The organism is Flavobacterium zhairuonense (assembly GCF_004352915.1).
Lineage (GTDB): Bacteria > Bacteroidota > Bacteroidia > Flavobacteriales > Flavobacteriaceae > Flavobacterium > Flavobacterium zhairuonense.
In genome coordinates, this window is sequence record NZ_SJSY01000072.1 from 85,554 (window position 1) to 107,434 (window position 21,881).

The window sequence follows — 21,881 nt, forward strand, 5'->3', positions numbered from 1 at the left end:
ATTATCTTTTTAATGAAAAATGACCTCTTAAAATAGGTTGTGTATTATCAATTTTTAAAGCGTACCAATAGTCTGATGCCGGCAATGGTGCTTTATTTAGGGTTCCATCCCAATATTTTTTTGAAATGTTAAGTTGTGTTATGAATTTGCCGTACCGATCAAAAATAGTCACTTCTGCTTCAGGATAATTCTCAATCCCTATTATTTCCCAAACATCATTGTACGAATCATTATTTGGTGTAAAAAATGCAGGAATATCTAGAACAATAAAACTCATTGAAGCAGTTTTACAACCACTTTTTTCTCTAGCGTAAGCCGTTTGCAAGCCGCCTGGGACATTCTGAAAGACATTATAATTCTGGAAATTTATACCATCAATAGAGTACTCGTAAAAGTTTTCAAGATTATTAAGAATAATGGTTACGGTTCTATTATCAACTTCTATTTTTTGAATTTCAGGTGCAGGAAGTTCAATTACTTTGATTGTTTTTGTATTGGCGCAATTTCCTTCTGTAGAAGCTGTAACATCAACGAAATAGGTTCCCAATTGCGAAACTGTTATTTTTTGAGTCGTCTCTCCAGTTGACCATAAGTAGCTCATATCGCTAATTCCCGCATCAAGTGTGACTGAATTTGGAGCGCACAAAACGACTGATTCATTTTGAACGTCAGGCAACGGATAAATTTTTATTTCAATTGGAGTTCGTGAGATCGAACGGCAATCATTGTTATTGGCTTCGGCATAGTAAATTGTATTTGCCGAAATAGAAGATGTAATAAATAATGGTCCAGTTCCTAAAAGTACTCCGCCAGTTTTTGAGTCGTACCAATTTGCATCACCCTCAGAAACTGTAGCTTCTAAAAAAAATATTCCGGAACCGCATTCAGGTGCTGGACTAGAAACAGAAGTTACTACAGGGACTTTGTTTACTCTAACGTCAACTGGAATTGTTTTAGAAAAGCATCCGTTATATTCTGTCGCAACATAAAATGTTTGATTTGAATTTAAAAATGGAGTTGTGAAATTAGGACCAGTGGCAATTAAACTTGATCTAGTTTCATCAGTATACCAATTTATTGTTCCAACGGCACTTTTGGCTTCTAGTATTGTTGTTCCAGATCCACAGATATCTGGAGCTTTTGTTTCTGTAATTGAAAGCATGGTTAGTGAGGTGCTTGCGCTTATTTGCGGGTAGACATCGCCCGGCATTCCTCCATATTCAACAATATAGCCACGAGGATAATTGACATTTGTTGGGTCAGAACTTCCATATAGTGAAGCATCGTTCCATCTTCCTTTTTGGCCATATCCTGGAGGCGTGATATACGCATAATCTTCAACGCCGATTAATCGTATTTCGCCTCCATTATCGGGTTCTTTAAAATTGTTCCAATAAGCAAAAGTTGTAGTTGAGCCACTTTCACGACCATACCAAAATTGAGTTCCTTCTTCAGGGCCTGTTTCCCATCGCCATTCTGGTTCTTTTCTGGTGTCGCTTCCGCCAATCCATCCTGTTCCCGAAAGTTGTTCGCCAACAAATATCGCTTCATCTAAAGTAGTGATCGTTACTAAATAGCCTTTTAATCCAAAATAATTGCTCGCTGCGGCAGCTCTTTTAGCTTCTCCCCAAGAAATTCCTGGACTAGAAACAAATTTGTAATAATGTTTAGAAGAAGGCAAATAATTGGCTTGCCCCAAGCTTATTGAAAAATTTCTAATACCTTTTGGATCTAGTGAGCTGTTTTTAAATTCAACGGCTTTAATTGCCGTAATAAATTCAGAAAGCGAAGCTGTTTTTCCGGCAATATTTGAAATAACAAGAGTGCCAGAATCAGAGTTCCAGTTTGAGGTTAAATTAGGATGAGTACCAATTAAAGTCAATACGTCCTCATTAATCGCATATCCAGAAGAAATTTGTATGTAGATTGCGTTGATTTCTTCTGTTGCATTTATGGCAACATCGGTTACGATTTTTATAGTGCTTTGCGGACAATATACTTGATCTCCAGTTGCAGTAATTGCTGATGCAATTGCCATTGGTCTTTTTAAATCTTCTGTTTTAGGTTTTCTTTCAGGCAAATGTCTTGCATTAACAGCAAATAGTATATTACAAAAAAGTAATATAGATGTCAAAATGCTATTGCAAAAGAATTTAGTTTTCATATTTAAAAATACATTTTTTAATTGAAAACCTTATACGAAACGCTTAAAAATGAGCTTTATCTCTTTAATGTAAAATGCCCTCTTAGAATAGGATGATTATCATCAATTTTTAGTGCATACCAATAGTCTGAAGCAGGAAGTGGGGTGTGGTTGAAATTCCCATCCCAACTCATTCTTGAAACAGATAATTGCGCTAATAGTTTTCCATAACGATCAAATATCGTGACTTGAGCTTGTGGATAGTTTTCCATTCCTGTTACTTGCCATACATCATTATAACTGTCATTGTTTGGAGTAAAGAAAGCTGGGAAAACTAAAACGACAAAGTTTTTTGCTGTACCGCCACAACCACCTTTTTCTCTCACATAGGCAGTTTGCAGTCCGCCCGGGACATCATAAAAAATATTTGAATCTTGGAAATTTGAACCATCAACAGAGTATTCAAAGTAAGATTGTTCTTTTTTAAGATAAATTATAGCTCTTGTTCCTTCAACATCAATACGGTCGATTTGCGGAATTTCGTGTTCTTCAACAATAATTGTTTTTCGGCTCGTACAGTTTTGCGGAGCTGGGCTTGTTACATCAACAGTATATGTGCCACCAGTTCCTATTTCAATGGTTTGAGTTGTTGCGCCAGTTGACCATAAATAAGTCATTCCAGCTATTCCAGCATCAAGAATTTTCTTTTTAGATTGGCATAATACAACTGTTTCATCTGTAACTACGGGAGGTGTATAGACAGTAATGTTTACAGGAGTTCGGGTTGGATTTAGACAGCCATTGTTTGAAGCTTCAGCATAATAAACAGTTGATGAAGTAATGTTCGGTGCAGTAAAAATGTTTCCTGTCCAAACGCTTGTCCCTCCCGATGAAGTTGTGTACCAGCTTATAAGCCCTACATCAGTTGAAGCCTGCAATGTTACATTTCCTGGTCCGCAACGAGAAACATTTGACGAAGCTACAGTTGGTGTCGCTGGAGTTTTGTTGACAACAAGAGTAACTGATTTGCGATTGCTTTCACATCCAGCATCTACATAATAAGTAGTAGTTGAACTTAATATTGGAGTTGTGTATGGGCTTCCGGTAGCAACAGCAGTTCCGCCATTTGCTTGAGTGTACCAGCTGATTGTTGCTCCTGTAGTAGCTGTTGCATTTAAAGTAAAACTCCCTGAATCGCAAATTGGATTTGGAGTCAAAACACTTGCCTCAGGAATTGTAATTTTTGTACTTGCTGCAATTTCTAAAGGTGATTCGCCGGCAGATCCACCATATTCAACTACATAACCTTTTGGTTGATAGTTGTCACCAGGTATTAATGATCCCGTGTTTGACAAATCATTCCAAGAACCTCGAATTCCAACTCCGGGCTGCGTAATGTGGGCATAATCTTCATCTCCTTGATTATTAGGTTCGCCATTATTCCAAAAAGTATAAGTCATTAAAGTTCCAGCTTCAGGACCTGTTACCCATTTCCAAACACCTTCACTTTCTGCATCGCTTCCACCAATCCATCCCGTTCCTGACGCCTGTTCACCAATTAATTTGGCTTCATCAGCAGATAAGATAGTGGCCAAATATCCTTTAAGTCCATAATAAGTACTTGCCGCAGCCGCATCTCGTGCTGCGGTCCAAGTTATACCAATACTTGGGATATATAGATAAAAATGCTGTGTTGAAGGTAAATAATTGGCATTTCCAATTGTTATTGAAAAAGTTCGCGTTCCAGATGCAGTTGCTGATGAATTTGTGAAAACTACATTTTTTACAGCAGCAATTAAATCAGAATATAGAACATCAGTTCCAGACGGACTTGTTATGCTTAATTTTCCTGCTACTGAGTCCCAGATTGTTGTTACATTAGGATGTGAAGCAGGATTTGCTAAAGTAAGCTGATCCAAACCACTTGAGTACCCAGATGAAATTTGAATATAAACGCCTTTAGTTCCTGTTTCTGCTGGATCATGTATAATATTGAAATCAGTTACAATATTTATTGTGTTTTGTGGGCAATATAATTGATCTCCGGTTGCTTTGACGATAGGAGCAGTTGCCGTAATTTGAGCAAATCCAAAGAAACTAGACAGCAGAAAAGCTAATGAGATATATGTTTTAAGAGAGTAATTTTTTTTCATTTTATAAAAGTATCACTTTTATAATAATAAAAAAAAATATTTCAATTTCTAACAATTAAAGCCTAAAAACAACTTTAAAATCACATTTTTTAGGCAAAATATTCTTAATTATTCGCTGGCCAGTTTAGTTTTTGAAATAAATCCCAAACCACAATTCCGGCACTTACAGAGATGTTCAAAGAATGTTTGGTTCCAAGTTGAGGAATCTCGATACAGCCATCGCAAATTGCAACGGCTTCCTGTGCAACACCATAAACCTCGTTTCCAAAAACCAATGCATATTTTTGATTTTTCTCTACTTTGAAATCTTGAAGAAAAATAGCGCTTTCTACTTGTTCTATCGCAAGTGTCAAAACATTTTCTTTTTTAAGGTTTTCTATAACTTCCAAGACATTTTCATGATGTTCCCAAGTTACAGTTTCTGTTGCGCCAAGAGCAGTTTTGTGAATTTCCTTATTTGGCGGAGTAGCTGTGATACCACACAAAATGATTTTTTCGATCAAAAAAGCATCAGCAGTTCTAAAAACAGAACCAATATTGTGCAAACTGCGAATATCATCCAAAACCAAAATTAAAGGTGTCTTGTCTGATTTTTTAAAATCTTCAATCGATTTGCGGTCTAATTCGCTATTTTCAAGTTTTCTCATTTTTGTTGTATTCAGGTCATAAAAAAAGCTTCCAAAGATAAGGAAGCTTTTTCAATTATTTTATTTTGTTTTATTTCAGATTAGCTTTTTACTGGATCTGGTAAAACAGTACCTTTAATAGTAAGTACTTTTGTTGGTTGTCCTTCAGCATTTGAAGTAACAGTTACAGTTTTTGTAAAAGCACCAACTCTGTCAGTAGCATATTTTACTCCAATAATTCCTTTTGCACCTGGAGCGATTGGCTCTTTTGGTGTAGTTGGAACTGTACATCCACAAGAACCTTGTGTGTTAGTGATGATAAGTGGCTTAGTCCCGTTGTTAACAAAAACGAATTCACGTTTTCCGTCAGCATTGTGAGCGATTGTTCCGTAATCAATAGTTTCTGTTTCAAAAAGCATTCCTGCTCCTTCAACTTTAGCAACTTTAGCCGCTCCTTTTTTTGTGCTTTGTGCGTTAGAAGCTGTAACTCCAGCCACAGCTAGCATTACAAATAAAATTATTTTTTTCATTTTTATAGTCTTTGTTTAAATGATAAAACAAATCTATGTAAAATTCTGAAATGTCAGCTTAAAAAACTCTTAAAAATTTTTAATTTTTGAAGCCTTCGATATGCCACTAAAAAATTATAAATTCGCTGTCTTAATTTTCATTTAAAACATATCGATTTGGCAGCTAAAGAAAAAGTGGTGAAGGAAACACCTTTAATGAAACAGTACAACGAAATCAAGAGAAAATATCCTGATGCATGTCTGCTTTTCAGAGTTGGGGATTTTTATGAAACCTTTGGAGAAGATGCGATTAGATCTTCTAAGATTCTTGGAATTACGTTGACCAAAAGAGGTGCTGGTTCTGATACCGAAACAGCTTTGGCTGGTTTTCCACATCATTCGATAAACACGTATTTGCCAAAATTGGTTAAAGCAGGACTTCGCGTAGCAATTTGTGATCAGCTTGAAGATCCAAAAATGACTAAAACTATCGTGAAACGTGGCGTGACTGAATTGGTTACTCCGGGAGTTTCTTTGAATGATGAGGTTTTGCAATCTAAATCAAATAATTTCTTGGCATCGGTTTATTTTGCCAATAAAAATATCGGAATTTCCTTTTTGGATGTTTCAACAGGAGAATTTTTGACCGCTCAAGGAAATGCTGAGTATATCGATAAGTTATTGCAGAATTTCAATCCGAGTGAAGTTTTGGTTCCAAAAGCAAATAAAGGCGATTTTAAAAATGCTTTCGGAGAAGATTTTCATAGTTTTTATCTAGAAGATTGGATTTATAAAGAAGATTATGCTTTAGAAACGCTAACAAAACATTTTCAGACGAATTCTTTAAAAGGATTTGGTGTCGAAGAACTGAAAGAAGGAATTATCGCTTCTGGAGCAATTCTGTATTATTTATCAGAGACACAGCATAATCGTGTGCAGCATATTACGGCAATTCAGCGAATTGCTGAAGATGCATATGTTTGGATGGACCGTTTTACGATTCGAAATTTAGAATTGTATCATAGCTACAATCCAAATGCGGTTACGCTTTTAGATGTTATAGACAAAACACTCTCTCCAATGGGAGGCCGTTTGTTGAAACGTTGGTTGGCTTTGCCTTTAAAAGATGCCAATAAAGTAAAAAGCCGACATGAAGTTGTTGCATATTTAAAATCTAATCCTGAAATCCTGCACAATATTCAATATCAGATCAAGCAAATTTCTGATTTGGAGCGTTTGATTTCTAAAATTGCCGCTGGAAAAGTTTCGCCACGTGAAATTGTTTATCTGAAAGAATCATTAGACGCCATTATCCCGATAAAAACTTTGGCGCTTGAAAGTCCGCAGGAAGCTGTAAAAGTTATTGGAGATAGTTTGCATGCTTGTGATCTGCTTCGCGAAAAAATAAAGCTAACCTTAAATCAAGATGCGCCGGTTGCGATCGCCAAAGGAAATGCAATTGCAAGCGGTATTAATGAGGAGCTTGACGAACTTCGCGCGATATCAACTTCTGGAAAAGAATATTTAGAGGGAATTGAGAGGCGAGAATCTGAGCGTACAGGAATTTCTTCTTTGAAAATATCTTTTAATAATGTTTTTGGGTATTATATTGAAGTTCGAAATACGCATAAAGATAAGGTTCCTGCAGAATGGATAAGAAAGCAGACATTAGTCAATGCAGAGCGTTATATTACAGAAGAATTAAAAGAATATGAAACCAAAATTTTAGGAGCAGAAGAAAGAATCTATAAAATTGAGGTCGATCTTTTTGAGCAATTAGTTGCTTGGATTGCAACCTATATAAAGCCAGTTCAAATGAACGCCAATCTTGTGGCGCAATTGGATTGTTTGTGTTCTTTCACGCAATTGGCAATAGAAAACAAATATGTTTGTCCAGAAATCGACGATACATTTGAATTGGAAATCAAAGAAGGGAGACATCCTGTAATTGAAAAGCAATTGCCAGTTGGAACGCCGTATATTTCGAATGATGTTTATTTGGACAGAGAAACCCAGCAAATTATCATGATAACGGGGCCTAATATGTCGGGTAAGTCGGCTATTTTGAGACAAACTGCTTTGATTGTATTGTTGGCTCAAATGGGAAGTTTTGTTCCTGCTGAAAGTGTAAGAATGGGAATTGTGGATAAGATTTTCACAAGAGTAGGGGCTTCTGATAATATTTCGATGGGAGAATCTACTTTTATGGTAGAAATGAATGAAACGGCTTCTATTTTGAATAATATTTCAGATCGAAGTTTGGTTTTGTTGGATGAAATTGGAAGAGGAACCAGTACGTATGACGGAATTTCGATTGCGTGGGCAATTGCCGAATTTTTACATGAGCATCCATCGAAAGCTAAAACTTTGTTTGCAACGCATTATCATGAATTGAATGAAATGACTGAATCGCTTCCGAGAATTCAGAATTTTAATGTGGCGGTGAAAGAATTAAAAGATACTGTTCTTTTTGTTCGTAAATTAGTAAAAGGAGGAAGTGCACATAGTTTTGGAATTCATGTTGCAAAAATGGCTGGAATGCCACAATTGGTTATTTCGAAAGCGCAAAAACTTTTAAAGAAATTAGAAAAAAATCATTCAAGTGATGCTTTGAACGGAATAAAATCGGCGAATGATGAAATGCAGATGAGTTTCTTTAATTTGGATGATCCTTTGTTGGAGGAGATAAAAGAAGAAATTTTGGGCCTTGATATAAATGCGATAACACCAGTTGAAGCGTTAATGAAGCTGAATGAGATTAAAAGAATGTTGGTCAAAAAATAAAATAAAAATTTTTCAAGTTTAAAGTTTAGGTTATCAGAAAGTTATAAAATAAGCAAAATATTTTTTCAAAAAACGCTTGTGTAATTGAATAAATGTCCTAAATTTGCACTCGCAATACAAAACAAGTCAAGTATTGCGAGTTCTTAAACAGAATTTGAAATGCGAAAATAGCTCAGTTGGTAGAGCGCGACCTTGCCAAGGTCGAGGTCGCGGGTTCGAGCCCCGTTTTTCGCTCAAAACCATATAATGCTCGGATGGTGAAATTGGTAGACACGCTGGACTTAAAATCCAGTGAACAGCAATGTTCGTGCGGGTTCAAGTCCCGCTCTGAGTACTAAAGCCTCTTCTTTTGAAGGGGCTTTTTTTATTTGCATACTTGTGAATGATAAATTTGAGTGCTAAATTTATTAGAAATCTCAGAGTCTAAAATTAATAATCTAAAATCTAAAATTTCTAAATGGGTGCTTTTGTAATTAGCAGGCGATTTAATGATGAATATAAATTTACGTTCACTTCTCGAAAAGGGAAAGTGATTTTTACGAGTTTGAGTTATGAGTTGCGATTTGAATGCGAGGAGGATATTGAGAAATTTAAAGTGAATATTGAGTCTGCGAAGTTTTTGAAATTTAAGGGCTCTGGCGGGAAGTATTTTTTCAAATTGATGCTGGGTGAGGTTCATTTTGCAACAAGCCGTAAATACAGTACGGAATTGCTTTTGCAAAAGGGAATAAAGGAAATTGTGACCTATTCTTCAAGATCGGAAATTTTGGATTTTTCATCAAATGAAGCAATTTTTGAAGACGAGGCTGTGGAGGAAGAAGAGGAAGTGGAATAATCTTATTGTGTAATATAAAAAAAAAGTGTCTGCTTTCGCGGACACTTTTTTTATGGTGCTGATTAAAAATCGGCATAAAAAAAACCATCGCTATGATGGTTTTAAAATTTTTAGAACTTAGGTTCTAATTATTTTTTTACTTCTTCTACTTTAGCAGCAGCAGAATCAACTTTAGCAGCAGCAGAATCAACAGTTGCAGCAGCAGAATCAACAACAGCAGCAGCTGAATCAACAGCAACAGCAGCAGAATCTACAGCAGGAGCTTCAGCAGCAGCGTCAGCTTTTTTACAAGATACAACAGTTAATACAGCAACAACAGCTAAACTTAAAAATACTTTTTTCATCTTACTTTATTATAAAAGGTTAATTATTAATTCGTGGCAAAGATATAAATTTTTTAATATGTAAAATATTTTTTCACTTTTTTTTTAAAATATTTTCGTTGCTCACGATTATCTTAGTTATCAAAAAACATGCCAAAATACGAAAAAAATATTATATTGTAGTATTTTTTAAGGAAATTATTTTTTGTTGCATAATCGGCAAAAAAATAAGCTGTACGTATTCGTTTGCTTGCACTTTATTTTGTTTTTTGTGAGATATTCTTCAAAAGATACGGCCTCGTATTGGCTTTTTTAAGGGCTTTTTTTGATGGCAACGACCTCTAAATGGGTTTGTGGTCTTTTAGACTGTTTCTGAAACTATTTTCATGATGGAGTTTGTTGCTCCTTTGTTGTCACGAATAAAAGATTTGCAGATTTGGCTTTTTTCTTCAAAATACGCTTTGTCAGAAAGTAATCGGTCGAAATTTTGCTTTAATTCGGTATAATTGGAAATAGAAATACATCCTCCTAATTGTACTAATGAAACGGCTTCTGCAAAATTCGAATAATTTGGCCCGATTAAAATTGGGATTCCAAATGTGGCTGGTTCCAAAATATTATGGATTCCTGGGTTTCCAAAACCGCCTCCGACATAAGCAATTGTTCCATAGCTGTATATCTTGGTTAATAAACCAATTGTATCGACTATAAAAACATTATATTTTGATAAATCGCCAGCTTGTTCTTTTTCTGAAAACAAAACGGTCGATTTTGTGATTTGTGTTTTTAAACTCGAAATTTGATCTTCTTTGATATTATGAGGCGCAATAATAAATTTTACATTTTCTGAGGCTTGATTGATGTATTCCGCTAATAACGCTTCATCTTTTGGCCATGAGCTTCCTATGACAATTGTGGGTTGGTTGTTTTTGAATTCCGCAATAAAATCAACTTTGTTATCTCTTTCTAAAATTGCTGCAACGCGATCAAAACGCGTATCTCCAGAAACAACAACATTTTGAAATCCGATAGCTTCAATTTTTTCTTTTGATTTTTCATTCTGAACAAAAAAATAAGTAAAAGCTTTTAGTGCTTTTCGGTAGAAACCGCCATACCATTTAAAAAACATTTGATTGTCTCTGAAAATGCCTGAAATTAAATAAGTTGGTGTTTTGCTTTTTTCTAATTCCTTTAAATAATTTAGCCAAAATTCATATTTGATGAAAAAGGCGATTTCTGGATGCGCTAATTTTAAAAACTTTTTTGCATTCCTTTTTGTGTCTAAAGGAAGATAAACAGTGGCGTCTGCAACTGTGTTATTTTTACGCACTTCGTATCCAGATGGTGAAAAAAAGGTTACGACGATTTTGTGTGCAGGATATTTTTCTTTGATTTTTTCGATAACGGGAAGTCCTTGCTCGTATTCGCCTAAAGAGGCTGAATGAAACCAGATGGTTTGGTCTTCTGGTTTGATTTTTTCTTGTAAGGTAGAGAAAACGTCTTTTCGGCCTTCGACAAAAAGCTTAATTTTCGGACTAAATAGCGCAATGATCTTTAAGAAAAATCCTGCTAAGTGTATGGCTAAATTGTATAAAAAAAGCATCTAATAATTTTTGCAGCTAAATTACATTTCTTTCGACTATTTTCATTGGTTTGAAGCTATTAATAACTATTTTTGTTCCTCCTTTTAGAGATTCTGTCAAAAAAAACAGGTCTTTAATTTTAAATGTTATTCAAAATGAAAAAAATACAAATGGTTGACTTAAAAAGTCAATACGAAAAAATAAAATCTACTGTAGATGCTTCAATTCAAGAAGTTTTAGACACAAATACCTATATCAACGGACCTTTGGTTCATCAGTTTCAAAAAAATCTTGAAGATTATTTGGGTGCAAAACATGTAATTCCGTGTGCAAATGGAACCGATGCGCTTCAAATTGCCATGATGGGACTTGGTCTTCAGCCAGGAGATGAGGTAATTACTGCCGATTTTACTTTTGCAGCAACTGTTGAGGTTATTGCTTTATTGCAATTGACGCCGGTATTGGTTGATGTTGATATGGTGAACATGAATATTGATATTGATGCTGTAAAAAAAGCAATCACATCAAAAACTAAAGCAATTGTTCCAGTTCATTTATTTGGACGTGCAGCGAATATGGATGCAATTATGGAAATTGCTGCAGAACATAATTTGTACGTAATTGAAGATAATGCGCAAGCAATTGGAGCAGATTATATTTCTAAATCTGGATCAAAAACTAAAGTTGGAACAATTGGTCACGTTGCTGCGACTTCTTTCTTTCCGTCTAAAAATTTAGGATGTTATGGAGACGGTGGAGCAATTTTTACAAATGATGATAAATTAGCACACATCATCCGCGGAATTGTAAACCACGGAATGTACGAGCGTTACCATCATGATGTTGTGGGAGTAAATTCTCGTTTGGATAGTATTCAGGCTGGAGTTTTGAACGCAAAATTGCCTTTGCTTGATGAATATAATAAAGCACGTCGTTTAGCGGCTACAAAATATAATGCTGCTTTTGCAGGAAATGCACACATCATTACGCCAGATTTCGATGCAAACGAAAATGATCACGTTTTTCATCAATATGTATTAAGAATTATTGATGCTGACAGAAATGCTTTGATGCAGCATTTGTTGGATAAAGGAATTCCGTGCGCGATTTATTATCCAATTCCGTTGCATTCTCAAAAAGCATATTTAGATCCTCGTTATAAAGAAGAGCAGTTTCCAGTTACGAATCAGTTAGTGCAGGAAGTGATTGCTTTGCCAATGCATACAGAACTTGATGACGAACAAATTAAATTTATTACTGATTCTGTTTTAGAATTTCTAAATAAATAAAAAGATGAGAAGAATAAGTCTTTTAATTTTCTTGATTTTTTTCCAAGTTACGGTTTTTGCTCAAAAAACAAATTCTAAAGATGAAAATGCTGTTAGCAGTCAAGTTGAAATTTTGCGTCAGGCAATGATCGATGCGGATGGAGCGAAATTAAAAGCTTTAACTTCAAGTCAATTGTCTTATGTTCATTCTAATGGCAATTTTCAAAATCAAACTGAATTTATTGAGGGAATAGTTAGCGGAAAATCTGATTTTGTGTCTATCGATTTTCAAAATCAAACTATATCTATTCAGAATGACGTTGCTATAGTTAGACATGTTCTGTCGGCTCATACTAAAGATGGTGGAATTGACAAGGATATTAAAATTGGAATAATGTTGGTTTGGCAAAAACAAAAAAATAATTGGATTCTTATTGCAAGACAAGCTTATAAATTAACTACATAAAAACAACCACAAAAATGAAAGTATTAGTAACAGGAGGATTAGGTTTTATTGGTTCTCACACCGTAGTCGAATTGCAAAATGAAGGCTTCGAAGTAGTGATAATTGATAATCTTTCTAATTCTTCAGAAGATGTTTTGGGCGGCATAACAGCCATTACAGGAAAAACACCTTTATTCGAAAAAATTGATTTAAGAGAAAAAAGTGCCGTTAAGGATTTCTTTAAAAAACATAGTGATGTTACTGGGGTAATTCATTTTGCAGCTTCAAAAGCGGTTGGTGAAAGTGTTGAACAACCTTTGTTGTATTACGAAAACAACATTAGCAGTTTGGTTTATTTGTTGCAGGAATTACAGCAAAAATCTGAAGCTAGTTTTATTTTCAGTTCGTCTTGTACAGTTTACGGTCAAGCCGAAAAAATGCCAATTACAGAAGATGCTCCAGTTCAAACTGCAATGTCACCTTACGGAAATACAAAACAGATTGGAGAGGAAATCATTACAGATACTGCAAAAGTTACCAATATTAGTGCAATTTTATTACGCTACTTTAATCCAGTTGGAGCGCATAAATCAGTAGAAATTGGCGAATTGCCTTTAGGAGTTCCTCAAAATTTAGTTCCGTTTATTACGCAAACAGGTGTAGGTTTACGCCAAGAATTATCTGTTTTTGGGGATGATTACCCAACGCCAGACGGAACAGCAGTTCGTGATTATATTCATGTTGTAGATTTGGCAAAAGCACACGTAATTGCTTTGCAACGCTTATTGAATAAAAAGAATTTGGCAAAAGTGGAAACTTTCAATCTAGGAACTGGAAAAGGAAGTTCTGTTTTGGAAGTCATTCACAGTTTTGAAAAAGTTAGCGGTAAAAATCTGCCTTATAAGATGATGCCTCGTCGTGAAGGTGATATTACAGAAGCTTACGCAAATACAGATAAGGCAAATAATGTTTTAGGATGGAAGGCTGAATTAAGTCTGGATGAAGCAATGGCAAGTGCATGGAAATGGGAACAAAAAGTGAGGAGTAAATAATTCATCACTTTGAAATTATAAAATTTTAAGATCCCAAATTATAGTAATATAGTTTGGGATTTTTTTTAGCTGATTGATTATCATGAAACAAAGTTTAGATTATAAATTGATTTTTGCTCTAACTGCGGTTGGAGTTATATGGGGTACGACATTTTTGGGAATCAGAGTTGCTGTTGAAACGATTCCGCCTTGGTTTGTCACTTCAATCCGTCAAGGTTTGGCAGGATTGATTATGATGACGATCTTATTGTTTAAAAAAGAATTAAAGTGGATTGGCTGGGGAAATTTCAAACAACAGCTTATACCTTCAGTCTTAATGATTGTAATTGCCAACGGTTTTACCACAATTGCCGAAAAGACTTTGCCAAGCGGATTAGCTTCTGTAATAAGTGCATTGTCTCCCATATTGATTTTTCTAGGCAGTATTTTAGTTGGATTGCAAAAAATGAGTCTTAAGGGATTTGTTGGAGTACTGATTGGGTTTTCGGGAGTCGTTTTTATTTTTAAAGACGGACTAGGATCATTTTTAGATGCTGATTACAGATTGGGGATGATGTTTATGGGATTTGCAATTTTGGCTTGGGCCATTGGAACAATTTATACCAAAACACACGCCAATAAATCAAACAATATTGTGCTTAACTTGTTTTATCAATTTACAACAGCATCTTGCATTCAGTTGGTTTTGGCTTCTATTTTTTCGCCAAATCCAGATTTTAGTTCGTGGAGTTCGAGAAGTATTTTGGCAGCATTGTATTTGTCGATTTTTGGATCTGTGATTGCTTTTTTTTCTTATAGTTATGCTTTGAAACATGTTACTGCGGTTCAGGTTTCTATTTTAGCATATATAAACACAATAATTGCAGTTTTTCTAGGATGGTTGCTTTTAGATGAAGTCATTACAATTGATTTTATTATTGCGACAGCTCTAATTATTCTTGGGGTTTTTATTGTAAATTACAAGAAGAAGGAAAAGAAAGCTTTATAAATTTTGATTCAATTTGTTTTGTAAATTTGTAAGATTAAAATATAGGAAAAACGAATTCAGATAAAGAAAATAAAAAGAACAGGAACAAGGTTGAAGAACCGAGAGTAGAATACGAAGTTCAAAAACCAAAAACTCAAGGCATAGATCCTGAAACTTTTGATTTTGATGCCGAGTTTGCAAAGGGATTAACGGTAGAAGAAGCGAAAGCAGAATCGAAAAGGAGAATTAGAGAGTGGTGGCCAGAGAATTTTGATGTTGAATTTGCTAACGGATTTACGCCAGAAGAATTTAAAGCTGAAATGTCTAAAAGAATAAAAGCTTATCCTTGGAAATGATATAAAACAAAATCCTCATAAACCATTAAGTCTATGAGGATTTTTTTATGTTATTTAAATACGAAAGACGCACTGCAGTGCGCCTCTACAATTTAAGCATTAGCCGTAGCAGCTTCTTTATCAATTTTATTAATCAAACCAGCTAACACTTTTCCTGGGCCAACTTCAGTAAACAAAGTAGCGCCGTCAGCGATCATTTGCTGTACAGATTGTGTCCATTTTACAGGAGCAGTCAATTGAATAATTAAGTTCTTTTTAATTTCTGCAGCATCAGAAACAGCATTTGCAGTAACGTTTTGGTATACTGGACAGCTTGGAGTAGAGAATGTAGTTGCTTCAATTGCAGCAGCCAATTCTTCTCTTGCTGGTTCCATCATTGGAGAGTGAAAAGCACCTCCAACAGGTAAAATTAATGCGCGTTTTGCTCCCGCAGCTTTCATAGCTTCGCAAGCTTTTTCAACTGCTGAAGTTTCTCCTGAAATTACTAATTGTCCTGGGCAGTTGTAATTTGCAGCAACCACCACACCGTCAATAGAAGCGCAAACTTCTTCCACAATATTATCCGCTAAACCTAAAACTGCAGCCATAGTAGATGGAGTGATTTCGCAAGCTTTTTGCATTGCTAAAGCACGTTGAGAAACTAATTTTAAACCATCTTCAAAAGATAAAGTTCCATTAGCAACCAAAGCGGAGAATTCTCCTAAAGAGTGTCCGGCAACCATTTCTGGTTTAAAATCTTCTAAAGTTTTAGCTAAAATAACCGAGTGTAAAAATACAGCTGGTTGTGTAACTTTAGTTTCTTTTAGTTCTTCGGCAGTGCCTTCAAACATAATATCTGTAATTCTAAAACCTAAAATTTCATTAGCTTTTTCGAACAATTCTTTGGCTAAAGCCGAGTTTTCATATAAGTCTTTGCCCATTCCTGTAAACTGTGCGCCTTGACCTGGAAATACGTATGCTTTCATTTGTCTAATTTGTTTTTTTATTTTTTTTGGAATTGAAAATTAGTTTCAATTGAAAGGCAAAAATAACACTTTTTTATTTCGTATAATCCTTAAACATGTAAATCCATGCTAACCTAGAAAATCTTAGATTGAAAGAAGTGAGCAAAGTAATCACAACGGCAATAATCGGGATGATTCTTAAATCGAAATTTTTTTCAAAGAAAAACTGTGCAATACAGTATGTTGCAATTCCCTGAGCGACTGTTAATCCGTAGTTTACATACATAGCGCCAAAGAAATAACCAGGTTCTTTCTGGAATTTATAATTACAATGACTGCAGTATTCATTCATTTTTGGAAGACCAAAAGTCAAAAAAATACTTTTGTCTGTAAATACTTTTCCTTTGTGACAAATCGGACATTCGTTGCTTAAAATATGAGTTAATGCATTTGACATGACTTTAATGTTTTTTATTTATACAAAGGTAATTTGGAGTAGTGTAAAAGTCTTTTTAGTATCTTCGCTACTTATAGCACAATAAAGACATTTTTATGAAGAAATATCCAGTTTATAGTGTTCAGAATTTCAGTTGTAACGACATTCACCGCGATTTTTATGTGAATACTTTTAAAGAACATTTGAAAAGCCACAGTTTTGTCGAAGAACCGCATCGGCATGATTCCTATTTAATGGTCTTTTTTGCAAAAGGATCAGGATTGCACGAAGTCGATTTTGATCAATTCGAAATCAAAAGAGGAAGTTTATTCGTTTTACAGCCTGGACAAATGCACCATTGGAGTTTGTCTGAAGATGTTGAAGGTTTTGTAATTATCTTTTCGCAGGAGTTGTACAATTTGTATTTCGGGCAGAAAAAAATAAACGATTATAATTTTTATCATTCTATTCATAATCGTCCAGAAATGGTTTTTGAAGAAAAAGAAATCTCAAAAATACTCCCGTATTTCGATTTGCTGATTCAGGAAAACAGCCAAGACAATAAATTTCAGTTGGATAAATTATTGAATTTGTTGGATTGTATTCATATCGAAGTAGCGAGAAAATATGGAGAAACCTATTCGCATCAGACCCATTCGTACAATATTAAAATCAATAAGTTCGAATCGCTTTTAGAGGAATATTTCAGAACCGAAAAATTGCCTTCTTTCTACGCAGAAAAACTAAATATCACGCTAAAACATTTAAACAGAATCTGCAATGAAATCCTTCAAAAGACAGCGACAGAAGTAATTACAGATCGTGTAATACTAGAAATAAAAAGGATGCTAATCGACAAACAATTAGCTGTAAGCGAAGTAGCTTTCAAAGTCGGCTATGAAGATTATTCCTATTTCTCTCGATTCTTCAAAAAACAAACAGGAGTTTCGCCAACAGAATTTCGAAATACTGTACGATGAGTTTTTTTAGCCACGAATTACACTAATTTCCACGAATTGTTTTTGCCACAGATTAAAAAGATTATTTGGATTTTTAATCTGTGGGAATCCTTTTAATCTGTGGCAAAATTTCGGTTTTAAAAGAAAAATTCGTGCAAATTCGTGTAATTTGTGGCAAACAAAAAAGCCCTGCAAAATGCAGAGCTTTCAATAACCAACCAATTAAATCTAAAATCAATAGATTAAGCTTGTTTTACAAATTGTAATTCAATGTTTAATTTTACTTCTTCACCAACTAAAACACCTCCAGTTTCAAGAGCTGAGTTCCAGTTTAAACCCCAATCTTTACGATTGATTTTTCCTTCAATGCTTAAACCTACTTTTGTATTCCCCCAAGGATCAGTTAAAATTCCGCTATATTCTACTGGGAATTTTACTTCTTTAGAAATTCCTTTGATTGTTAAATCTCCAGTTAATTGATAATCTCCAGCATCAATTTTTTTGAAAGATGAAGCTTTGAAAGTCAATTTTGGGTTGTTTTCAACGTCAAAGAAATCAGCGCTTCTTAAGTGTCCGTCTCTGTCTGCATTTGCAGTGTCGATAGAAGCGATATCACCAGAAAACTGAATATCTGCATTTTCGAAATCATCTCCTTGTGTAGTAATTGTTGCATCGTAAGTTCCAAATTTACCTGAAACATTTGTAAACATCATGTGTTTAACTTTAAAACCAATTTCTGAATGTGTTGGGTCAATTGACCATTTTGTAGTTGCCATAATTTTATTTTTTAAATAATTAATTTATTTGTTTCATTTTGATAGGACAAAGTTACGGTGGTAGTATGCGTAACGCACTTAACCTAGATTAAGAAATAAAAAAGACCTAACAGGTTTTTAAAACCTGTTAGGTCTCATGAGAGTTTATAAATAAGTTTAGTCGTGATTTTTGTTGTTTAAATAATAACTCAAAGCTCCCGAGGGACATTTGTTAACCGTCGAAATTATTTTCTCAGTTGTTGATTGCTCTGGCGTAATCCAGGGCTTTTCTTTTGGGCGAAAAACATCTGGATTATTTTTAACGCAATTGGCAGAATGTATGCATTTTCCAGATTGCCAAACAATAGTTACTTCGCCGTTTGTATATTCTTTAGTTAGGTTATTTGGATTCATTATCGAAAATTTTAAATAGTTAGTTTTAAATGAATTAAGACCAATTTTCATCTAATAAAAATACGTTTTCTTTTTGAGTTTTGATGAAATTTGGATAAAAAAAGAAACGATAACAAACTGAAATTCAGCTTGTATATCGTTTCTAAAAAAAAATATTAATTGTAATCTTGAATTAGTAATTCATTGGAATATCCATCAATAAAAATTCAGCATCTGTATTGGCTTTAATAGTTAAAGTATCAGTTCCTGAAATTCCAACCGCATCACGAGAATTTAATTCCTGACCGTTGATGGTAACATTTCCTTTTAAAACGAAAGCATAAACTCCGTTTCCTTCTTTTTTGATTTTATATTCAGTTGCGATTCCTGCATCAAAATTCCCCATGTTGAACCAAGCGTCCTGGTGAATCCAAACCCCTTCATCATCTGCATTTGGAGATAAAACCTGAGACAATTTATTATGTCTGTCAGCCACATTCAAAGTAATTTGCTGATAACGTGGAGTAACATTTCTTTTGTTTGGAAACAGCCAAATCTGCAACAATTTAGTCTGTTGATCTGCATTTGGGTTAAACTCACTATGCTGAATTCCGGTTCCGGCACTCATAACCTGAATATCGCCATTTTTGATGATCTCAGTATTTCCCATGCTGTCTTTATGAGCTAAATCACCTTCTAACGGAATTGTAATAATTTCCATATTATCGTGAGGGTGCGTTCCAAAACCCATTCCACCCGCAATTGTGTCATCGTTCAAAACACGAAGCGCTCCAAACTGAATTCTATCCGGATTGTACCAACTCGCAAAACTAAAACTGTGGTAAGCGTTCAACCATCCGTGATTTGCGTTTCCTCTTGTGTCTGCTTTGTGCAATACTATATTTGCCATGATTCTGTCCTTTTGTTAATTTTATAGTACAAAGATACGGTCAAGGTCAAGCAAAAACACTTAATGTAGATTAAGAAAGATTCTGAGATACTAAGATTCTAAGTTTTTCTTTGTAGAATTTTTACGATTTAGCAAAATTATCTAATTATCATATTCTCAAATTATCTAATTGTTTTTTGAAGCAGAAATATAGTTTTCAAAAGGCGTGACGTCCCGCTATCCGTTTCAATCTTTTATGGTGAACCCCACCATAAAAGGATTTCCACTTCTATCGGGGCTAAACGAGAAGTTTAGTTTTCAAAAGTTGGATAGGCGTAAAGGGATAACGTCCCGAAGGAACAATACATATTGTAGGGATGGATTTTAATCCATTCTTCACAAGTGGCTCGACAAAGATTGACGATTATAGGATTGGAATTTCTAGTGTGATCTCTCCTTCGTCGAGATGACAAGATTGTCTGGAATTATTTAATCCTAATCAATTTCCCTTTCCCAACTACTACATCAAGGTAATTAGAAACTGGGCTTTGCTTATCGTGCATATAAAAATCAATAGTATCTTTTGTAATTTGATCTTTAGGAATACTGATAATTAAATCTCTATTTATGAAATTATCCAGCAATATTATATTGCCGTATGAAATTTTTCCTTTTGGCAGATATTTGTTGTCAAAGGCAAAAACACTATCATTAAAAGTAATTTTATCTTTCAGGTTATAAGCGCCTTCGTCTTCAATCAAATAATTATAACGACCGGTAAGTTTGTCCGTTTTTTGGCTGAAATTGATGAAAAATAAGGTTATTAATAAGGCAAAATATTTCATAATGATTTAACTATATTGATTCATAAACTGTTGCACAACTGCATCTGTGTTTTCATGGCGTTTCTCTTTCTCCAAAACAGTCGGTGGAGCGCTTCTTTCCAAACAATCTTGTACAGCGCAGGTTTCGCAAGTTACACCAACAATTCGTTTGACCAAAGGTTTTCCGTCAATGAATTTGAATTTCTTTTTCATTGTCGGGTTAATTAAGATTCCAACGGAAATACTTCTGATGTAATTTTCCGCAAAAGGATCTTTTGTAGCCGATGAAAAAACCAAATATTCGTTCCCGCTATTGGCATAACTCGAAATCTGAGCATCAAAAAAATGAGATTTATTTTGTCTAATGGCTTCATCTATAGTTTTTATAGAAACCCATCTTCTGCAATAATGTTCGTTGGTTTCATTAGCATGCGGTTCTTGTTGATGCGTAATATGCAATTCTTTATTTATCTGATAAAAATCAGAACCAATTTTGTGTGACAATCTTAAGAAGAAAAGGTTTTTCAGCTGAAAATCTTTTGGCAATAAATTGGTCAATCGCTGATAAAAAGATTCAGGCGAAACTTCAAAACTTTCAATTAAGTGAACAAATTCTTCTGGTTTTGGATTTTCGTTTTCTAAAAAAAGATTGATTTTGTCTACAACCAATTTTCTCGGCAATAATAAAGCACCGGCAAAATAAGAAGCATAAAAATTATGCAAAACCTGATCGAAATTATCGAACTTAATCCAGCTGAAAGTCAGCAGTCGATCGGAGATTTTCAAGTAATTATAAGCAATTTCTTTGGCTAAAATAAAAGCTTTCTGCGGAGCATCAAGTTCTGTAGAAAGCAATAAAGTTTTGCTTTTTGGAACATAAATCGAACGCAAATCGTCCAAAGCTTCCTGATCTGTAAAAGCAATTTCTTGAATTTTATATTCGTATTCTTCTTTTAAAATTGCCTCTAATTCTTCGATAGTAATTTTAGAATCTAAATTGATCTGAAACGACTTCGAAAACGCAATTACTTTTTCTTCTAAATCTTCAAAATAATTGCTGTGCGCTTCCTGATACGAGCGTAAAGCGGCCAAAAAGAAACTTTCACGGCTTAAATTATAATGCTGTGCAATTTCGATTATGGTACTAATAAAGGCGTTGACTTTTGCCGGAGCATTCGCAATAATATCAATTAAATCCGCTTCCTGAATTCCGAAAAGTTCTAACGGAATCTCTTTTAGAATTCCTGATTTTAAGATTTCGCCGATGGGAGCGAGGTTGTTATCGAGTTTTAAAGATACCATTTGGTCATAAGTCACGTCCAAATGTTCGCAGAGAAGCAAAATTTTATCTGTTTTTGGATATTTTTTTCCCTTTTCAATCTCGTTTAAATACGATTTTGAAAGATTTGTCAATTTGGCTAAGCCAAAAAGAGACAGGTTTTTTTGCGTTCTGACTTGCTTCAATTTTAGTCCGAAGATCAGCTTTATATAGTCTTTTTCGATATCCATGAACCAAATATAGTTAATCTAAAAATAATCGCCAAAAAATTATTTTTCATTTTTAGCGAACGTTCGCTTGTTTTGTAAAAAACTTTTTTATAATATTGTCATGTAGAAATTATTAAAAATCAAAATGT

At 34.5% G+C, this 21,881-nt stretch carries 20 protein-coding genes and 2 tRNA genes; 9 read left to right on the plus strand and 13 right to left on the minus strand.

Annotation, left to right across the window (positions count from 1 at the left end; all coding sequences use genetic code 11):
* Position 1: 1 nt before the first annotated feature.
* The 4 genes from EYY60_RS10695 to EYY60_RS10710 all read right to left on the minus strand — a co-directional run bounded on the left by EYY60_RS10695 (position 2) and on the right by EYY60_RS10710 (position 5,452).
* Positions 2-2,164 (minus strand): T9SS type B sorting domain-containing protein, encoded by a 2,163-nt coding sequence (locus EYY60_RS10695; protein WP_235832319.1) that lies wholly within the window; start codon positions 2,162-2,164, stop codon positions 2-4.
* 56 nt (positions 2,165-2,220) lie between these two features.
* Entirely contained in the window at positions 2,221-4,296 is a 2,076-nt protein-coding gene (locus tag EYY60_RS10700; RefSeq protein ID WP_132989341.1) for an Ig-like domain-containing protein, read from the minus strand.
* A gap of 104 nt (positions 4,297-4,400) precedes the next feature.
* Positions 4,401-4,943 (minus strand): RNA methyltransferase, encoded by a 543-nt coding sequence (locus EYY60_RS10705; RefSeq protein WP_132989342.1) that lies wholly within the window; start codon positions 4,941-4,943, stop codon positions 4,401-4,403.
* Positions 4,944-5,023: 80 nt separating this feature from the next.
* Positions 5,024-5,452 carry a DUF1573 domain-containing protein gene (locus EYY60_RS10710; protein ID WP_132989343.1) on the minus strand — a complete coding sequence of 143 codons (429 nt, stop codon included), beginning with the start codon at positions 5,450-5,452 and terminating at the stop codon, positions 5,024-5,026.
* Between the two features lie 156 nt (positions 5,453-5,608).
* On the opposite strand from EYY60_RS10710, the gene mutS reads away from it, so the two are divergent.
* The 4 genes from mutS (at position 5,609) to EYY60_RS10730 (ending at position 9,050) form a co-directional block, all read left to right on the plus strand.
* Positions 5,609-8,215: a DNA mismatch repair protein MutS gene (gene mutS, locus EYY60_RS10715; RefSeq protein ID WP_162847874.1), complete on the plus strand. Its 2,607-nt coding sequence runs from the start codon at positions 5,609-5,611 to the stop codon at positions 8,213-8,215.
* A 161-nt stretch (positions 8,216-8,376) separates the two neighbouring features.
* Positions 8,377-8,449, plus strand: a tRNA-Gly gene (locus EYY60_RS10720).
* 14 nt (positions 8,450-8,463) lie between these two features.
* Positions 8,464-8,549, plus strand: a tRNA-Leu gene (locus tag EYY60_RS10725).
* 123 nt (positions 8,550-8,672) lie between these two features.
* Positions 8,673-9,050 carry a DUF1508 domain-containing protein gene (locus EYY60_RS10730; protein ID WP_132989344.1) on the plus strand — a complete coding sequence of 126 codons (378 nt, stop codon included), beginning with the start codon at positions 8,673-8,675 and terminating at the stop codon, positions 9,048-9,050.
* Positions 9,051-9,178: 128 nt separating this feature from the next.
* Here the strand turns inward: EYY60_RS10730 and EYY60_RS10735 are convergent, their stop codons facing one another.
* Together EYY60_RS10735 and EYY60_RS10740 are read right to left on the minus strand one after the other, a co-directional pair.
* A complete protein-coding gene (locus tag EYY60_RS10735; RefSeq protein WP_109191883.1) occupies positions 9,179-9,394 on the minus strand; it encodes a PG1828 family lipoprotein in 216 nt (71 codons plus the stop codon).
* 340 nt (positions 9,395-9,734) lie between these two features.
* Complete coding sequence (locus EYY60_RS10740; RefSeq protein ID WP_132989345.1) at positions 9,735-10,976, minus strand: 3-deoxy-D-manno-octulosonic acid transferase; 1,242 nt, start codon at positions 10,974-10,976, stop codon at positions 9,735-9,737.
* 135 nt (positions 10,977-11,111) lie between these two features.
* On the opposite strand from EYY60_RS10740, the gene EYY60_RS10745 reads away from it, so the two are divergent.
* The 4 genes from EYY60_RS10745 (at position 11,112) to EYY60_RS10760 (ending at position 14,709) form a co-directional block, all read left to right on the plus strand.
* Entirely contained in the window at positions 11,112-12,245 is a 1,134-nt protein-coding gene (locus tag EYY60_RS10745; protein ID WP_132989346.1) for a DegT/DnrJ/EryC1/StrS family aminotransferase, read from the plus strand.
* A 4-nt stretch (positions 12,246-12,249) separates the two neighbouring features.
* Positions 12,250-12,690: a nuclear transport factor 2 family protein gene (locus EYY60_RS10750; protein WP_132989347.1), complete on the plus strand. Its 441-nt coding sequence runs from the start codon at positions 12,250-12,252 to the stop codon at positions 12,688-12,690.
* A 14-nt stretch (positions 12,691-12,704) separates the two neighbouring features.
* Complete coding sequence (galE, locus tag EYY60_RS10755; protein WP_132989348.1) at positions 12,705-13,721, plus strand: UDP-glucose 4-epimerase GalE; 1,017 nt, start codon at positions 12,705-12,707, stop codon at positions 13,719-13,721.
* 82 nt (positions 13,722-13,803) lie between these two features.
* Positions 13,804-14,709, plus strand: coding sequence for a DMT family transporter (locus EYY60_RS10760; RefSeq protein ID WP_132989349.1), 906 nt, complete (start codon positions 13,804-13,806; stop codon positions 14,707-14,709).
* Between the two features lie 427 nt (positions 14,710-15,136).
* On the opposite strand, the gene fabD is transcribed toward EYY60_RS10760, so the two are convergent.
* Both fabD and EYY60_RS10770 read right to left on the minus strand, forming a co-directional pair.
* Positions 15,137-16,009, minus strand: a complete 873-nt coding sequence (fabD, locus tag EYY60_RS10765) for an ACP S-malonyltransferase (RefSeq protein WP_132989350.1) — start codon at positions 16,007-16,009, stop codon at positions 15,137-15,139.
* Positions 16,010-16,082: 73 nt separating this feature from the next.
* A complete protein-coding gene (locus EYY60_RS10770; RefSeq protein ID WP_035651659.1) occupies positions 16,083-16,445 on the minus strand; it encodes a DUF983 domain-containing protein in 363 nt (120 codons plus the stop codon).
* A 95-nt stretch (positions 16,446-16,540) separates the two neighbouring features.
* Between EYY60_RS10770 and EYY60_RS10775 the strand changes: the two genes are divergently transcribed.
* Positions 16,541-17,404: a helix-turn-helix domain-containing protein gene (locus EYY60_RS10775; RefSeq protein ID WP_132989351.1), complete on the plus strand. Its 864-nt coding sequence runs from the start codon at positions 16,541-16,543 to the stop codon at positions 17,402-17,404.
* 221 nt (positions 17,405-17,625) lie between these two features.
* On the opposite strand, the gene EYY60_RS10780 is transcribed toward EYY60_RS10775, so the two are convergent.
* The 5 genes from EYY60_RS10780 to EYY60_RS10800 all read right to left on the minus strand — a co-directional run bounded on the left by EYY60_RS10780 (position 17,626) and on the right by EYY60_RS10800 (position 21,753).
* Positions 17,626-18,159, minus strand: coding sequence for a YceI family protein (locus tag EYY60_RS10780; protein ID WP_132989352.1), 534 nt, complete (start codon positions 18,157-18,159; stop codon positions 17,626-17,628).
* 156 nt (positions 18,160-18,315) lie between these two features.
* Positions 18,316-18,552 (minus strand): (4Fe-4S)-binding protein, encoded by a 237-nt coding sequence (locus tag EYY60_RS10785; RefSeq protein WP_132989353.1) that lies wholly within the window; start codon positions 18,550-18,552, stop codon positions 18,316-18,318.
* A 172-nt stretch (positions 18,553-18,724) separates the two neighbouring features.
* Positions 18,725-19,441: a pirin family protein gene (locus EYY60_RS10790; protein ID WP_132989354.1), complete on the minus strand. Its 717-nt coding sequence runs from the start codon at positions 19,439-19,441 to the stop codon at positions 18,725-18,727.
* A gap of 464 nt (positions 19,442-19,905) precedes the next feature.
* The gene (locus EYY60_RS10795) at positions 19,906-20,265 is read right to left on the minus strand and encodes a hypothetical protein (RefSeq protein WP_132989355.1); all 360 of its coding nucleotides are present in this window, start codon (positions 20,263-20,265) and stop codon (positions 19,906-19,908) included.
* A gap of 6 nt (positions 20,266-20,271) precedes the next feature.
* A complete protein-coding gene (locus tag EYY60_RS10800) occupies positions 20,272-21,753 on the minus strand; it encodes a helix-turn-helix domain-containing protein (RefSeq protein WP_132989356.1) in 1,482 nt (493 codons plus the stop codon).
* Between the last annotated feature and the right edge of the window lie 128 nt (positions 21,754-21,881).